This window comes from Streptomyces sp. NPDC017991 (assembly GCF_044328075.1).
Classification (GTDB): Bacteria; Actinomycetota; Actinomycetes; order Streptomycetales; family Streptomycetaceae; genus Streptomyces.
Map to the genome: position 1 here is coordinate 99,199 of NZ_JBIRGP010000002.1, position 15,873 is coordinate 115,071.

At 71.4% G+C, this 15,873-nt stretch carries 13 protein-coding genes; 9 read left to right on the forward strand and 4 right to left on the reverse strand.

Annotated elements, in window-relative coordinates; translation table 11 throughout:
* Positions 1 to 22 precede the first annotated feature (22 nt).
* The 3 genes from ACH4DZ_RS05095 (at position 23) to ACH4DZ_RS05105 (ending at position 2,755) form a co-directional block, all read left to right on the forward strand.
* Positions 23 to 1,054: a ketoacyl-ACP synthase III gene (locus ACH4DZ_RS05095; protein WP_398285559.1), complete on the forward strand. Its 1,032-nt coding sequence runs from the start codon at positions 23 to 25 to the stop codon at positions 1,052 to 1,054.
* Positions 1,055 to 1,125: 71 nt separating this feature from the next.
* Positions 1,126 to 1,374 carry an acyl carrier protein gene (locus ACH4DZ_RS05100; RefSeq protein ID WP_055611752.1) on the forward strand — a complete coding sequence of 83 codons (249 nt, stop codon included), beginning with the start codon at positions 1,126 to 1,128 and terminating at the stop codon, positions 1,372 to 1,374.
* A gap of 85 nt (positions 1,375 to 1,459) precedes the next feature.
* Entirely contained in the window at positions 1,460 to 2,755 is a 1,296-nt protein-coding gene (locus ACH4DZ_RS05105) for a beta-ketoacyl-[acyl-carrier-protein] synthase family protein (protein WP_398285560.1), read from the forward strand.
* 161 nt (positions 2,756 to 2,916) lie between these two features.
* On the opposite strand, the gene ACH4DZ_RS05110 is transcribed toward ACH4DZ_RS05105, so the two are convergent.
* Positions 2,917 to 3,411, reverse strand: a complete 495-nt coding sequence (locus tag ACH4DZ_RS05110) for a DUF3145 domain-containing protein (protein WP_107018521.1) — start codon at positions 3,409 to 3,411, stop codon at positions 2,917 to 2,919.
* Positions 3,412 to 3,609: 198 nt separating this feature from the next.
* On the opposite strand from ACH4DZ_RS05110, the gene ACH4DZ_RS05115 reads away from it, so the two are divergent.
* Positions 3,610 to 4,524, forward strand: a complete 915-nt coding sequence (locus ACH4DZ_RS05115) for an SGNH/GDSL hydrolase family protein (protein ID WP_398285561.1) — start codon at positions 3,610 to 3,612, stop codon at positions 4,522 to 4,524.
* Positions 4,525 to 4,608: 84 nt separating this feature from the next.
* On the opposite strand, the gene ACH4DZ_RS05120 is transcribed toward ACH4DZ_RS05115, so the two are convergent.
* On the reverse strand, positions 4,609 to 7,047 hold the full coding sequence (locus ACH4DZ_RS05120; protein WP_398285562.1) for a glycoside hydrolase family 3 protein: 2,439 nt from the start codon (positions 7,045 to 7,047) through the stop codon (positions 4,609 to 4,611).
* 151 nt (positions 7,048 to 7,198) lie between these two features.
* Between ACH4DZ_RS05120 and ACH4DZ_RS05125 the strand changes: the two genes are divergently transcribed.
* Both ACH4DZ_RS05125 and ACH4DZ_RS05130 read left to right on the forward strand, forming a co-directional pair.
* Positions 7,199 to 7,804 (forward strand): TetR/AcrR family transcriptional regulator, encoded by a 606-nt coding sequence (locus ACH4DZ_RS05125; protein WP_398285563.1) that lies wholly within the window; start codon positions 7,199 to 7,201, stop codon positions 7,802 to 7,804.
* Positions 7,805 to 7,922: 118 nt separating this feature from the next.
* The gene (locus ACH4DZ_RS05130; RefSeq protein ID WP_398285564.1) at positions 7,923 to 9,260 is read left to right on the forward strand and encodes a pyroglutamyl peptidase; all 1,338 of its coding nucleotides are present in this window, start codon (positions 7,923 to 7,925) and stop codon (positions 9,258 to 9,260) included.
* On the opposite strand, the gene ACH4DZ_RS05135 is transcribed toward ACH4DZ_RS05130, so the two are convergent.
* Positions 9,250 to 10,050, reverse strand: coding sequence for an EI24 domain-containing protein (locus ACH4DZ_RS05135; RefSeq protein ID WP_398285565.1), 801 nt, complete (start codon positions 10,048 to 10,050; stop codon positions 9,250 to 9,252). The genes ACH4DZ_RS05130 and ACH4DZ_RS05135 overlap by 11 nt on opposite strands.
* Positions 10,051 to 10,340: 290 nt before the next feature.
* Between ACH4DZ_RS05135 and ACH4DZ_RS05140 the strand changes: the two genes are divergently transcribed.
* Together ACH4DZ_RS05140 and ACH4DZ_RS05145 are read left to right on the forward strand one after the other, a co-directional pair.
* Positions 10,341 to 12,923, forward strand: coding sequence for a M14 family zinc carboxypeptidase (locus ACH4DZ_RS05140; protein WP_398285566.1), 2,583 nt, complete (start codon positions 10,341 to 10,343; stop codon positions 12,921 to 12,923).
* A 42-nt stretch (positions 12,924 to 12,965) separates the two neighbouring features.
* Positions 12,966 to 14,126: a serine hydrolase domain-containing protein gene (locus ACH4DZ_RS05145; protein ID WP_398285567.1), complete on the forward strand. Its 1,161-nt coding sequence runs from the start codon at positions 12,966 to 12,968 to the stop codon at positions 14,124 to 14,126.
* A gap of 148 nt (positions 14,127 to 14,274) precedes the next feature.
* On the opposite strand, the gene ACH4DZ_RS05150 is transcribed toward ACH4DZ_RS05145, so the two are convergent.
* On the reverse strand, positions 14,275 to 15,297 hold the full coding sequence (locus ACH4DZ_RS05150; RefSeq protein ID WP_398285568.1) for an NADP-dependent oxidoreductase: 1,023 nt from the start codon (positions 15,295 to 15,297) through the stop codon (positions 14,275 to 14,277).
* A 113-nt stretch (positions 15,298 to 15,410) separates the two neighbouring features.
* Here ACH4DZ_RS05150 and ACH4DZ_RS05155 point away from each other — a divergent pair, with 113 nt between their 5' ends.
* Complete coding sequence (locus tag ACH4DZ_RS05155; protein ID WP_398285569.1) at positions 15,411 to 15,863, forward strand: MarR family winged helix-turn-helix transcriptional regulator; 453 nt, start codon at positions 15,411 to 15,413, stop codon at positions 15,861 to 15,863.
* Positions 15,864 to 15,873 lie beyond the last annotated feature (10 nt).

Consider the following 15,873-nt stretch of genomic DNA (forward strand, 5'->3'; position numbering starts at 1 on the left):
GCGCGTAAGGAGCCGACTGAGTATGTCGAAGATCAAGGCCCGCAAGGGCGCCCCGTTCGCGCGGATCCTCGGTGTGGGCGGCTACCGCCCGGTTCGTGTCGTCCCGAACGAGGTGATCCTCGAACGCATCGACTCGTCCGACGAATGGATCCGTTCGCGCTCCGGCATCGAGACCAGGCACTGGGCCAACGACGAGGAGACCGTCGCCGCGATGTCGATCGAGGCGTCCGGCAAGGCGATCGCCGACGCCGGGATCAGCGCCGAGCAGATCGGTGCCGTCGTCGTCTCGACCGTCTCCCACTTCAGCCAGACCCCGGCCGTCGCCACCGAGATCGCCGACAAGCTCGGCACGGCGAAGGCTGCGGCCTTCGACATCTCGGCGGGCTGCGCCGGCTTCGGCTACGGACTGACCCTGGCCAAGGGCATGATCGTGGAGGGCTCCGCCGAGTACGTGCTCGTCATCGGCGTCGAGCGGCTCTCCGACCTGACCGACCTGGAGGACCGCGCGACGGCCTTCCTGTTCGGTGACGGCGCGGGCGCGGTCGTCGTGGGCCCCTCCGAGGAGCCGCATATCGGCCCCACGGTCTGGGGTTCCGAGGGCGACAAGTCCCACACCATCAAGCAGACCGTGCCCTGGGACCGTTTCCTGACCGGTGACGTGTCCCAGCTGCCCCTGGACTCCAAGGGCGAGGTCAAGTTTCCCGCGATCACGCAGGAAGGCCAGGCGGTGTTCCGCTGGGCCGTGTTCGAGATGGCCAAGGTCGCCAAGGAGGCGCTGGAAGCCGCCGGACTCACTGCGGAGGACTTGGACGTCTTCATTCCCCACCAGGCCAACGAGCGGATCATCGACTCGATGGTGAAGACTCTCAAGCTGCCGGAACACGTCACGGTCGCGCGTGACGTGCGCACCACCGGTAACACCTCGGCCGCCTCGATCCCGCTCGCTATGGAGCGGCTCCTGGCGACCGGCGAGGCGAAGAGCGGCGACACCGCGCTCGTCATCGGCTTCGGGGCGGGTCTCGTGTACGCCGCGACGGTCGTTACCCTCCCCTAGGCACACCGTCCGGAACCTTCCGGGCGGCAGTTCCGCCACACCCTCTGGATACACAAGAAGGAGCGCCTGACATGGCCGCCACTCAGGAAGAGATCGTCGCCGGTCTCGCCGACATCGTGAACGAGATCGCCGGCATCCCGGTCGAGGACGTCCAGCTGGAGAAGTCCTTCACCGACGACCTCGACGTCGACTCGCTGTCCATGGTCGAGGTCGTCGTCGCCGCCGAAGAGCGCTTCGACGTCAAGATCCCCGACGACGACGTCAAGAACCTCAAGACGGTCGGCGACGCGACCGAGTACATCCTCAAGCACCAGGGCTGAGCAACCTTCACCCCCGACTGCTGCTAGCCCCGCCACCCGGCGGTGGCGCCGCTGAATCCTCGTATCCGTTGGAGAAAGAATTCCCGTGAGCCCGACCAATCGCACCGTGGTCGTCACCGGTATCGGCGCAACCACACCGCTGGGTGGCGACGCAGCCTCTACCTGGGAGGGCCTGGTCGCCGGACGTTCCGGCGTCCGCCCTCTGGAGCAGGACTGGGCCGCCGACCAGGCGGTCCGTATCGCGGCACAGATCGCCGTGGAGCCGGGCGAGGTCATTCCCCGCCCGCAGGCCCGCCGCCTCGACCGCTCGGCGCAGTTCGCGCTGATCGCGGCCAAGGAGGCCTGGGCGGACGCCGGTTTCACCGACAAGGCCGGCGCCGGGACGTCGGACGCCGCCGAACCGGGCACGACCGTCGACCCCGACCGGCTCGGCGCGGTCATCGCCTCCGGCATCGGTGGCGTCACGACCCTGCTCGACCAGTACGACGTGCTGAAGGAGAAGGGCGTACGCCGCGTCTCCCCGCACACCGTTCCCATGCTCATGCCGAACGGCCCCTCGGCCAACGTGGGTCTGCTCGTCGGCGCCCGCGCCGGTGTGCACACCCCGGTCTCCGCCTGCGCGTCGGGCGCCGAGGCCATCGGCTACGCCATCGAGATGATCCGCACCGGCCGCGCCGACGTCGTCGTCGCCGGTGGCACGGAGGCGGCCATCCACCCGCTGCCCATCGCCGCGTTCGGCAACATGATGGCGATGTCCAAGAACAACGACGACCCGCAGGGCGCCTCGCGTCCCTACGACATCGGCCGTGACGGCTTCGTCCTCGGCGAGGGCGCCGGCGTCCTGGTCCTGGAGTCGGCCGAGCACGCCGCCAGGCGTGGGGCCCGTGTCTACGCGGAGGCGGTCGGCCAGGGCATCTCCTCCGACGGCCACGACATCGTGCAGCCGGAGCCGGAGGGCCGCGGCATCGCGGCCGCCCTGCAGCACCTGCTCGACAGCACCGACCTGAACCCGGCGGAGATCGTGCACGTCAACGCGCACGCGACCTCCACGCCGGCCGGTGACGTGGCCGAGCTGAAGGCACTGCGGAAGGTCTTCGGCGACGACGCCGACCACTTCGCCGTGTCCGGTACGAAGTCCATGACCGGTCATCTGCTCGGTGGCGCGGGCGGGGTGGAGTCGGTGGCCACGGTGCTGGCGCTCTACAACCGGGTCGCGCCGCCGACCATCAACGTCGAGAACCTCGACCCCGAGGCGGAGGCCACCGCGGACATCGTTCGTGGGGAGGCGCGGAAGTTGCCTGTCGAAGGGCGGATCGCCGCGCTCAACGACTCGTTCGGGTTCGGTGGGCACAACGTGGTTCTGGCGTTCCGCACGATCTGAGGCTGGGCCTTGCACGCAGGTGGCCCGGACCCCTTCGGGGAGTCCGGGCCGCTTGGCGTTCGTGGGTGTGTGCGGGCCGGTGGGGGCTTGTCGCGCAGTTCCCCGCGCCCCTGAAAGACGAAAGACTGCGCCGTTCCCCGCGCCCCTGGAAGCAAGCGCCTCTAGACCACCTGGTGGAGCCAGCGGACCGGGGCGCCCTCTCCTGCGTAGCGGAAGGGTTCCAGTTCGTCGTCCCAGGGCTTGCCGAGGAGTCTGGTGAGTTCGGATTCCAGGTGGGTCTCGCCCTGCTGGGAGCGGGCCAGGGCGGCGCGCAGGCGGTCCTCTGGGATCAGGATGTCGCCGTGGATCCCGGTCACCGCGTGGAAGATGCCCAGGTCAGGGGTGCAGCTGTAGCGCTCGCCCTCGGCGGTGGCGCACGGCTCGGCGGTGACCTCGAAGCGCAGCATCTGCCAGCCGCGCAGCGCCGAGGCGAGTTTGGAGGCGGTGCCGACCTCGCCCTTCCAGGAGAACTCGGATCTCCAGGTGCCGGGCGAGGCGGGCTGCCGGATCCAGTCGAGGCTGACCCGCGTACCGAGCACGCCCGCGACCGCCCACTCGACGTGCGGGCACAGCGCACGCGGCGCGGAGTGCACGTAGAGAACTCCACGTGTCGTCACTGGCACCTCCGGACAGAGCGGGCACTTTGCGGCTTGGCGGATCGTTCAGTGGCAGTGCAGCCACGTGGCGAGGCTACCGTGCGGCGGCGCAAGGAGTGTGACGTACCGTCGCTCCAGGCGCCCGGAAACACGGAGGTTTCACCCGGGAGGACGCTCGGGGGTGAGCTGCCGTTGCGCGACGAACGAGGGGAACTGGGGATGCGGAACCGTGGTCACCGTTCGCGGGGCCTGGTCGCGGCCGTCGTGGCGGCTCTTGTCGGCATCGCGGGACTGACCGGGTGCGACGCGGTCGGCGGAAATTCCTCCGGGCCGACGGGCTCCGACGCACGGAGCGGGAAACCCTCACCGAAGCCCACACCTGACTGGGACCGCAGCCCGCGCTCGCTGGCCGCAGTGGGCGACTCGATCACCCGCGGGTTCGACGCCTGCTCGGTGCTGACCGACTGTCCCGAGGTCTCGTGGGCGACCGGCAGCGACGCGAAGGTGAAGAGTCTCGCGGTACGGCTCCTGGGGAGGACCGGGGCCTCGCAGCGCAGCTGGAACTACGCGGTGACCGGCTCCCGCATGGCCGACCTGCCCGGTCAGATGGCGCAGGCCGCGGCGAAGAAGCCCCAGTTGGTCACGGTGATGGCCGGCGCGAACGACGCCTGCCGTTCGTCGGTGTCCGCGATGACGTCGGCCGCGGACTTCCGCACCCAGTTCGAGGACGCGCTGAGCACGCTGCGGTCCGCTCTGCCGAAGACGCAGGTGTACGTGTCCAGCGTGCCCGATCTGAAGCGGCTGTGGTCACAGGGGCGGACGAACCCGATGGGCAAGCAGATCTGGAAGCTGGGGATCTGTCCTTCGATGCTGGGCGACGCGGACTCGTTGAGTTCGGCGGCGACGTCGCGGCGGGATCGGGTGCAGGACCGTGTCGAGTCGTACAACACGGTTCTGGAAGAGGTGTGCGCGAAGGATCGGCGGTGCCGCTTCGATGGTGGGGCGGTCTTCGAGTACCGGTTCGGGACGGCGCAGTTGAGTCACTGGGACTGGTTCCACCCGAGTGTGAACGGACAGGCGCGGCTGGCGGAGATGGCGTACGGGGTGGTGACGTCCCGTACGCCGTCTCGGTGACGGGGTCGCGTTGTCGGGTGCGGGTCCGGTGGGGGCTTGTCGCGCGGTTCCCCGCGCCCCCGAGAAGCCCCGCCCGTCCGGACGTCAGTAGGTGATGGTCGTCCTCAGCCTGGTGTCCGTGAGGCTGTGGGATGCCTCGATCTCGTAGGTGCCCTTCACGGGGGTCCAGGTGTCGGACTTCTCGTCCCAGACCTCGAAGGCTCGGGTCGGGAGGTCGATGGCTGTCCGGACCGACTCCCCCGGGGCGGCCTCGACGTTCGCGAAGCCTGCCAGCCAGCGGGCGGGGCGGTCGGGGGTGGGGTCCGTCGGGGCGAGGTAGAACTGGATCGTCTCGCGGCCGGTGCGGGCGCCCGTGTTGGTGACGCGGACCGTGACCGTCGTGCCCGTCACCTCGATCCCGTCGTACGTCCAGTCGGTGTAGCCGAGGCCGTGGCCGAAGGGGTACGTCGGAGTGCGGTTCTCCTTCTGCCAGGCCCGGTAGCCGATGAACACGTCTTCGGTGTAGGGGAGTTCGCCGTCGGTGGGGGTGACCCCGGTGACGGGGGCGGACTCCAGCGGGCCCCAGGTGGTGGGGAGTCGGCCGCCGGGCTCGTGGGCGCCGGTGAGGACGTCCGCGAGGGCCGCGCCGCCCTCCTGGCCCGGGAACCAGCCGAGGAGCACCGCGGCGACCTCGTCGCGCCACGGCAGTTCCACCGGGGAGCCGGAGTTGACGACCACGACGGTGTTCGGGTTGGCCGCGGCGACCGCGTGCACCAACTCGTCCTGGCGGCCGGGGAGTCGGAGGTCCCCGCGGTCGAAGCCCTCGGACTCGACGCGTTCGGTCGTGGCGACCACGACGATCGCCGTGCCGGCGGCCCGGGCCGCTTCGACGGCCTCGGCGATCAGCTCGTCGGGGTCACGCGCGGGCTCCTGGTGGGCGAGCGTGAAGCTGATGACCCGCATGGGCACGTCGTCGGGGACGACGACGGTGTGGCGCAGGGAGATGTCGTAGGCGCGGCCCGCCGTCAGGTCGACCGTGGCGCGCTCGACGGGGTCGCCGAAGAACGTCACGAACGGGTCGTCCAGGTCGGTGCTCTGGACGCCGTCGAAGTGCTCCGTGCCGTCGATCGTGAGCGTGAAGGCGCCGAGCCCCTTGATCCCGAACGTGTGCGGGCCGCTCTCGCGCGGGGTGAAGGTGCCGGTCAGTTCGACGCTGTCGAGGCGGTCGTGGGTGACGCCGTCGGGCAGGTCGTCGCCCATCCACTGGATGTGGCCGCTCGGCGCGGAGCGCGTGCCGAGGACGTCGCCCGCGGTGTCGCGGCAGATCGCGCGCAGCTCGAACCCCTTGTCGGCGGCGGCCAGTTCCTGGCTCGGGTCGGCGCCGACCGCGTACGTCAGCGTGTCCTCGGGGAGGGCGGCGGTCAGGCCGTCGAGCGGGGAGACGACGTGGGCGGGGAAGACGGTCGCGGAGCCGCCGCCGAGGACGCGGGCGTCACGGGCGGCGGCGCCGATGAGCGCGACCGAGTGCCCGGCGGGGACGGGAAGGGCGCCTTCGTTGCGTACGAGGACGAAGGCGCGGCGGGCGATCTCGCGGGCCAGGGCGTCGCCGTCCACCATCTCGGGGAGGTCCGTGACGACCGGTTCCGCGCCTTCCAGGATGCCCACGCGGGCGGCGAGCCGCAGGACGTTGCGCACGGCCGCGTCGACCTTGGCCTCGTCGGTCTCGCCGGCCCGGACGGCGGCGGCGAGCTTGGCGCCGTACACGGTGACCGGGCCGGGCATCGCGACGTCCAGGCCGCCCTCGATGGCGCCGACGGTCGAGCGGGCGGCCATCCAGTCCGAGACGTTGAAGCCGTCGAAGCCCCACTCGCCGCGCAGGATCTCCTCGACCAGGTACCGGTGCTCGCTCATCGTCGTGCCGTTGACCGAGTTGTAGGCGGTCATGATGCCCCAGGGGTGGGCGTTCTCGACGATGGCCTCGAAGGGGGCCAGGTACAGCTCGCGCAGGGCGCGCCCGGAGACCACGTTGTTCACGGTGAAGCGGTCGGTCTCGGCGTCGTTGGCGACGAAGTGCTTGACGGTGGTGCCGACCCCGCCCTCCTGGACACCGGTCACGTATCCGGTGCCGATCCGTCCGGTGAGGTACGGGTCCTCGCTGTACGCCTCGAAGTGCCGGCCGCCCAGCGGGGAGCGGTGCAGGTTGACCGTGGGGGCGAGCAGGACGTGGACGCCCTTGCGGCGGGCCTCCTGGGCGAGGAGCCGGCCTGCGCGGCGGGCCAGGGCGGGGTCCCAGGTGGCGGCGAGCGCGGTCGGGGACGGCAGGGCGATGGACGGGTCGTCGGCGGTCCAGCGCACGCCCCGGACGCCGATCGGGCCGTCGGACATGACCAGTGACCTCAGCCCGATCTCGGGCAGCCCGGGCAGGGACCACATGTCCTGTCCGGCGAGCAGCCGGGCCTTCGTGTCCAGGTCCAGGCGGGCGAGAGCCGCCTCGACCACTGCCTCGCGCGCCTGATCGGCCGGGGTGGGCCGCGTTCCCGCCATGGCGGTGCCTCCTCGTTGAGTCCGTTCCGGTCCGTTGCGTTGTTGCCATCCTGCCCGCGTCACCTGTTGATCGGTAGGTTTCGTTACTCCGACGTTATAATCTGCGTATGCGGAGCCGCGTGGAGAGGCGTGTCCGTCGTACGGTGACGTCATGACGAGCGGGGCGCCCAGATCGGCCAGGGGCACGGAGCGGCGTGCGGAGATCCTCCGGGCGGCGCTGGAGGTGATCGCCGAACGCGGCTACCGGGGCGCGAGCCTGGCGGCGGTCGCCGAGCGGGTCGCCCTCACCCCGCAGGGGCTGCTGCACCACTTCCCGACCAAGGAGGCGCTGCTCGTCGCCGTACTGGCGGAGCGCGACCAGTGGGACGCGGTCCCCGGCACCGGGTGGCGGCTCGAACTGCTCGGCCAGCTGGTGGAGTACAACGCCATGCGGCCCGGGATCGTGCAGACCTTCTCGGCGCTGCTCGGCGAGAGCGTCACGGAGGGACATCCGGCGCGCGAGTTCTTCACCGAACGGTACGAGGCCGTACGCGCGAACATGGCGCAGGTGCTGCGGTCCGAGTACGGGGAGCGGCTGCCGGGCGGGCTCACACCGGAGCGGGCGGCTCCGCTGCTCGTCGCGGTGATGGACGGGCTGCAGTACCAGTGGCTGCTCGCGCCGGAGTCGGTGGACATGCCGGCGGCGTTCCGGGACTTCCTCACGCTGCTGGGCGGGAACGCGGGCGAGGGTGAGGGCGGGGGCGAGGGCGGGGGCTGACCGTCACGGGAGCCTCGAAGGCCCCAGGGGTCACGCGCCATGGCGTGCGTCTCTCGCGTCGCGCATACTGCCGCCATCCGACGACGTCCCCACTCGCGACGGAAGGACCTGAACCACCTTGACGCACATACGTGTTCGGATCGGCGCCCTCGGCCTGGCTCTGCTGGCCGGACTCGCCGCACCGCCCGCCCTCGCCGCGGAGAACCCCGCGGCCGCGCCCACCGTGGAGGAACAGCGCCTCGACAGGGCCGCGCCCCAGGAGATCCTCGCCCGGTCCGGATTCGACACGGTGGCACCGGAGTTCGCCCAGGTCCTGGACAGGGCCCGCTCGTACGCGCAGGCCCAGCGGTTGGTCGAACGGCACGGCGCCCGGCTGTGGCAGCGGGCGGTGGACCGGGCCCAGGGCCGCGGCCCCGCGGGCGGTGACCTCAGCAGGGACGACGACCGGCCGCTGTACTGGGCCCGGCTCGGCATGACGCGTGAAGTACGGCAGTGGCAGCCGGAGTTCGGGCTCACCGCGGCCCGGCGCGCGAAGCTGCTGGCCGCGCTGGAGCGGACGTCACGGGGCCAGGACAGCATCCGGTACCCGCGTTCCCGGTCCGAGTCCCATTCCCAGTCCACGTCCCAGTCCGGTTCCACGTCCGGGTCCGGGTCCGGGTCCAAGAAGGTCAAGCGGATCCTGGTGACCGGGTTCGACCCGTTCACGCTGGACCGGGACGTGCGGATCTCCAACCCGTCGGGGGCGACCGCGCTCGCGCTGGACGGCACGGTGATCAGGACCGCGGACGGTCCGGCGCGTATCGAGACGGCCGTCTTCCCGGTCCGCTGGCAGGACTTCGCCGACAGGACCGTGGAGCGGACACTGCGCCCGCATCTCCCCCACGTCGACCTGTTCACGACGGTCAGCCAGGGCCGGGTGGGCCGTATCGACATCGAGCGCACCAACGGAGCCTGGCGGGGCGGCTTCCCGGACAACGAGAACCTCTCCCGCACCGAGACCGTCCCGGTGACCGACCCGGCCTCGCAGCCGCAGTGGACGACGACGACCCTGCCGTACAAGGCCATCGTCGCGGCGGACACGGGACGCTTCCCCGTGTACGACAACACGTCGGTGACCGAGATCCCGGCGGGTGGGACGGATCCCGTGGTACGCCCCGAGGGTCCGACCGCGGGCTCGACGGCCCGGGCGGGCGGTGGGGGCAACTACCTGTCGAACGAGATCGCGTACCGCGCGACGCTCCTGCGGGACCGGCTCGGGCTCGGCGGCTCGCTTCCCGGCGGCCATGTCCACACTCCGGTACTGGAGTTCGGGGCGGGCAACACCGATCCGGCGAGCGGGACGGTCACCGACGCGCAGTTCGTGCGGAACCGGTTGGACATCATCGCCCAGGTGCGGTCGATCCTGACGGTGGCGGCGGACGCGACATCGGACACGACGGCGGACGTCACCGGCTGACGGGGCCGCTGTCCCGCTCGTCCTCCTCGTCCTCCTCCTCGCGGGTCTCCTCGCCGAGCAGGTCGCGGGCCATCAGGGTGGCGCCCGCGACCGCGCCGGGCATCAGGAAGACGGCGACGAAGGGGACGAGGAAGGCGAGGCCCAGCGGGGTGCCGAAGCCCCAGACCAGCATGCGGCGGGAGCGGAGCATGGTGAGGCGGTCGCGGAGCACGATGTTGCGGCGTTGCAGGGCGACCGCCGTCAGTTCCTCGGTGAGGAAGTAGCCGGTCACGAAGAAGCCGATCACCGGGACGACGGTCTGTCCGACGAACGGGACGAAGCCGAGCGCGAAGAGCAGTACGCCCCAGACCAAGGCCCTGGCCACGATCCGGAGGCTGTCGCGGGTCGAGATCAGCAGTTCGCGCCAGAGCGGGAGGCCGGACTCGGGTGCGGTGCCGTCCGGGGACACGTCCCGGTCCACCTTCTCGGAGAGGCTCTCGTAGAAGGGCTGGCCGATGACGAGGGTGGCGGCGGTGAAGGTGACGACGGAGAGGAGGAGGGCGAGCGCGAAGAGGACCGCCGTCAGGAAGCCGCGGAAGAGGCCGAGCCAGGGGCTCGACCAGTCGTCGGCGAAGGGGGTGGCCCAGGTGACGAAGTCCGTGCCCCACAGGGCCAGGGCGACCAGGGCCGCGGCGTACAGCACGAGGGTGATGAGGCCGGGGACGAGTCCGAAGCCGAACTGCTTCCCGTGCCTGGCCACCCAGCGCTGGCCGCGCAGCAAGTACCTGAACCCCACCCCAAGATCACGCATGCCTGCACCTTACCGGGGCCGTCCTGTCGGCTGCGGGCCGTGGCTGGTTGCTCGCGCAGTTCCCCGCGCCCCTGAAGGGCGCCCTTCAGGGGCGCGGGGAACTGCGCGGCCAACCCCCACCGGCCCACACCGTCGTACTGCCGGGGCGCCCCCTCCGCCCGGCCCGGGGCCCGGCGTCCGCCCCATCGGTTGCGCCGACGCCCCCTTGTTGCACGAGGGACGAGCAGGTAGACCTCCCGTACCGAAGTGACCCCGGTGACCCCTGTCGGGCCCCCTCCGTGGAGGTACACGTGCGCCTGCCGAGACCCGTCCTGATCGCCACGGCCACCGCCACCGCGGCGGCCACGCTCCTGCTCACCCCGAACGGCGCCGCCGCCGACCCGACGCCCCGCCCGGGGGCGCCGGTCCGCGAGGGATCCGGCCCCTCCGACGGCGGCGCCGCCGCCGCGGCCAAGGCGCCCGAGAGCGTCACCGACCGCGCCCTGACCGCCCCGGTCACCGAACTCACCCCCGGCACCGGAGCCTTACGCGGCTATCCGCGCGAGCAGGTCCTCGCCCCGGACCCGGAGAACCCGGCCGACAAGTCCATCAAGCTGGGCCTCACCCCGTACCACGCCATCGCCCCGAAGCTGAACGCGCTGCAGCGGCTGGGTGACCGGGTGAGTGTGGAGGTCGCGGGCCGTTCGGCCGGCGGGCACCGGCTCTTCCTGGTCACCGTCACCGCGCCCGAGTCGGCCCGGCGGGCGCGCGCCCAGGAGCGTCTGCGCGAGCTGATCGAGAACGCGCCCGTCGCCGCCGCCAAGGACCCCGCCGTCCAGCGCGACTACAAGACGCCGGTCTTCTTCAACAACAACATCCACGGCAACGAGTGGGAGGGCACGGACGCCTCCCTCAAGCTGATCGAGAAGCTCGCCACGGCCCAGGACCGGTCCACCACCGACCTGCTCGCCCACAGCCGCGTGTACTTCAACATCACCGCGAACCCGGACGGCCGTATCGCCGGCACCCGCGCGAACGCGGCCGGCTTCGACCTGAACCGGGACTTCGTGACCGCCTCGCAGCCCGAGGTACGGGCGATGCGGCGGATCGCGATCGACAAGCAGCCCGCGCTCATGGTCGACCTGCACGGATACGTCAACGGCACGCTCATCGAGCCGACGACGCCCCCGCACGGCGAGAACTACGAGTACGACCTCTTCCTGAAGAACACCTACGCCAACGCCCTCGGCATGGAGGCCGTCGTCAACGGCCTCGGATACACGCCCGAGGCGGACGGTGTCGAGCCCGCCCAGATCCCCTTCCGGGACCAGGAGGAGGGCTGGGACGACTGGCCGCCGATCTTCACCCCGCAGTACATGCCGTTCCACGGCACGGTCGCCGCGCACACGGTCGAGTTCCCGATGGCGGTGAACAACGACGAGTACGACGAACTGCCCGTCACCGAGCTGCGCCGCCGCGCGTCGGTCAACGTGGCCGTCGCGGGCGCGGCGATGCGCGCGAGCCTCGACTACGCCCGTACACACCGCGGTTCACTCGTGGCCGACCAGATCGAGGTCTTCCGCCGGAGCGTGACGGGCGCGGCGCAGGTCCCGGTCTCGCCGGAGACCGTGCCGGGTGTCCCGGGCATCGGTCCGGAGGACGTCTACACCACCGACTTCCCCCGCGCTTACGTGATTCCGGCGGGCGGGGGCGCCCAGCGCTCGGCACCGGCCGCCGCCCGTCTCGTCGACCACCTGCTCGCCAACGACGTCCAGGTCCGGCGGGCCACACGGGACTTCAGGCTGGGCGGGAAGACGTACGCGAAGGGCTCGTACGTCGTCGACCTGCGGCAGCCCAAGCGCGGCATGGCCAATGTGATGCTGGCGGACGGGCGGGACATCAGTGACAAGGTGTCGGTGATGTACGACATCTCCGGCTGGAGCCTCGGCCGTCTGTGGGGCGCGACCGTCGACACCGTACGGACCTCGAAGCTCGCCGTGCCCGGCCGGGCGGTGCGCGCCGCCGCGAAGGTCGGATACGTGGCCCCCGGCGGCACACAGCGACCGCGGCTGCGACTGCGCCTCGACGACGCCCGGGAGATCGCGGCGCTCAACTCCCTTCTCTCGGACGGTGTTCCGGTGCGGCGGGCGGCCGACGGCAGTGCGGTCGTGCCCGCGTCGGCCCGCGAGAAGGCCGCGGTCGCCGCGAGGACGTACGACGTGGCCTTCGACGCGACGAAGGAGAGCGGCGGCGCCCCGCTGCGGCGGGTCAGGGTGGCCGCGGCGGTCACGCCGGGTGAGCTGTTCGCGCTGCGGGAGATGAACTTCGACGTGGTCCCGGTGTCCACGGCCGTCCTCGACGCGGGCTTCGACTGGTCGCGGGCGGACGTCCTGTTCGCGTCCTCGGGGCTGGACCCCGCGGACCTCGCCCCGGCCGCGCGCGCCGCACTGGATGCCTTCCTGGCCCGGGAGGGGCTGGTGGGCCGTGGAGCCACCGGAGCGGCCCTCAACGCCGCCGCCGGTCTCCTCGCGGTCGAGGCGGTGGCGGGCAACCCGGACGCCAACGGCGTCGTACGGGTGGTCAATTCGTCCGGCGGCGGTGTGACCGCGGGAGCCCCCGACCACAGTTTCGTCTACGCGCCGGTGTGGTTCACGGGCCTCGGTGCCGGGGTGCGCGTGGAGCAGTCGTATGCGAGCGGCGCGAGCGGGAGTCCGCTCGTTTCCGGACACTGGCGTGCACTGGAGGACGGCGGCGGCGGACCCGCGCAGGCGGCGGGACGGGCTTCGGTGGTGAGCGGGCCGCATGCCGTGCTGTTCGGCACGGAGCCGCTCTTCCGCGATCATCCGAAGGGAGAATTCGCGCAGGTGGCAAAGGCGTTGCTGACAGTGTCCTGAAAAAACAGGGACCCAGCACACAGAGATCTGAGGAGAGCACGGATGGCACAGGAGATCCACGGCACCGTCGCCGAAGGCTTCGAGGCGGTGCGCGAGGAGTTCGCGTCCGTCGTCGCCGCCGAACGCCCGGATTACGCGGGCCAGTTGAGCGCGTACGTGCGGGGGCGGCGGGTCGTCGATCTGTGGACCGGCGCGGACACCGACGGCGACACGCTGTTCGGTGTCTTCTCCTCCTCGAAGGGGGCGGCCCATCTGGTGGTCGCCCTGCTCGTGCAGGACGGCACACTGGAACTGGACCGCGAAGTCGCCCACTACTGGCCGGAGTTCGCGGCGCAGGGCAAGTCGGCGGTGACCCTGCGGGAGCTGCTGGCGCACCGGGCGGGGCTGGTCGGGTCGGACGCGGGCTTCACCCTGGACGAACTGGCCGACGACCGGGTGGTCGCCGAACGGCTGGCCGGCCAGCGGCCGTTCTGGCGGCCGGGCACGGCCTTCGGCTACCACGCGCTGGTGATCGGCGCGCTCACCGGCGAGGTCGTCCGGCGGGCCACCGGCCGTACGCTCCAGGAGGTCTACGAGGAGCGGGTCCGCGCGCCGTACGGGCTGGGCTTCCATCTGGGGCTGCCCGAGTCGGAGGAGCACCGGTACCTGTCGGTGCTGCCGATGGCGCCGACGCCGCCGGAGCAGGCGTTGCTGGACGCGACGCCGAGGGGGCCGCACACGCTGGCCTCGATCGCGTTCAACGAGCATGTGCCGGGGGCTGTGCCGCTGGTGGACTTCCCCAACTCCCGTGCCGTACGGGCCCTTGGGCAGGCGTCGGCGGGTGGGGTCGCCTCCGCGCGCGGGCTCGCCGGGATGTACGCGGCGGCGGTCGGGGAGGTGAACGGACGCGCGGCGCTGCTCAAGCCGGACACGGTGGCGGAGGTGGGGCAGATCCACTCCGTGGGGTACGACCTGGTGGCGCGGGCGCACAAGTCGTACGGGCTGGGGTTCCAGGCCACGGCCGACATGTGGCATCCGTTCCTGGGGGCGGGGGCCTTCGGACACAGTGGGGCGGGCGGGTCGCAGGGGTTCGCGGATCCGCGGAGCGGGTTGGCGTACGGGTATACGCGGCGGCGGATCGCGTTTCCGGGGGGTGCGGCGCCGGAGAATCAGCGGTTGGTTCTTGCGGTGCACGCGGCTGCGCTGGCGCTGGCGCCGGCCTGAGCACTGAGGTGGTTCGTCGGCTGCGGGCCGGTGGGGGCCGGGCCAAAGGATTGCGCAGTTCCCCGCGCCCCTTGAAGGGGCGCGGGGAACTGCGCAGTCTTTTAAGGGACGCGTGGAACTGCGCGGCCTGCCCCCACCGGCGTCGGGGTCAGAGGGTGACGATCATCTTGCCGGTGTTGTCGCCTCGCAGGACCCCGAGGAACGCCTCAAGGTTGTTCTCGATGCCCTCGACGACCGTCTCGCGGTACTTGAGTTCGCCCGAGGCGACCCAGGGGCCGACCTCCTGGACGAACTGCGGCTGCAGGTCGTAGTGGTCGCCGACGAGGAAGCCCTGGATCCGGCCGCGCGTGGCGATCAGCCGGGCGAGGTTCTTCGGCCCGGGCGCGGGCTCCGTGTTGTTGTAGACGGAGATCATTCCGCAGACGGCGATACGGCCGCGCAGGTTGAGGGAGCCGATGGCGGCCTCCAGGTGGTCGCCGCCGACGTTGTCGAAGTAGACGTCGACGCCGTCCGGGGCCGCCTTCCTGAGCTGCTCGCTCACGGGGCCGCTCTTGTAGTTGAAGGCCGCGTCGAACCCGTACTCCTCCACCAGCAGCTTGACCTTCTCGTCGGAACCGGCCGAGCCGATGACCCGCGAGGCGCCCTTGAGCTTGGCGATCTGGCCGACCTGGCTGCCGACGGCGCCGGCCGCACCGGACACGAAGACGGAGTCGCCCTCCGCGAAGGAGGCGGTACGCAGCAGGCCCGCGTACGCGGTGAGGCCGGTCATGCCGAGGACGCCGAGGTACGTGGTCAGGGGCGCGGCCTGGGGGTCCACCTTGACGGCCTGCTTGGCGTCGAAGACGGCGTATTCTCGCCAGCCGAAGTGGTGCAGGACGTGGTCGCCGACGGAGACGCCCTCCGCGTTCGAGGCGACGACCTCGCCGACCGCGCCGCCCAGCATGACCTTGCCCAGCTCGAAGGGGGCGACGTACGACTTCGCGGCGCTCATGCGGCCGCGCATGTACGGGTCCACGGAGAGGTGCTTGTTGCGCACCACGATCTGGTCCGGGCCTGGCCGCTTCAGGTCGGCCTCGACCAGGGCGAAGTCCTCGGGCTTCGGGACGCCGACCGGGCGGGTGACGAGGTGCCATTCGCGGTTGACGCTGGGGAGCTCGGCTGTGTCGGTCATGGAGGGCGCCTTTCCTGGTGCAACGGTTTCCACACATAAGAATGCTTCAGTATGTGAAACAACCATGCTCCTGAATATTTCATGATGTCAAGTAACCGGGTAGCCTGTCGGGCATGGCCGCACAGAAGACTCCCTCGTTCGACCCACTGACCCTTGAGGTCGTCGACCTCATCGGCACGGTCGTGGCCCGCTACCACGAGGAGTACGAGGAGGCGGCGGCGGAGCACGCGCTGACGGGGGCGCAGGCGCGGCTGCTGAGCCTGCTCTCGCTGGAGCCGCTGCCCATGCGGCGGCTGGCGCAGAAGCTCAAGTGCGAGCCGTCGAACGTGACCGGGATCGTGGACCGGCTGGAGGCGCGGGGCCTTGCGGAGCGGCGGCCGGACCCGTCCGACCGCCGGGTGAAGCTGGCCGCCGTGACGGAGGAGGGGCGGGCTGTCGCGCGGAGCCTGCGGTTGTCCCTGCGGTTCGCGCGGGAACCGTTGGCCGGGCTGTCGCGGGAGGAACGGGTGTCTTTGCGGGGCCTGCTGCTGCGGATGCTGGACGAGCCGGGCCCGCCGAACGCCTGACCGACGTCCC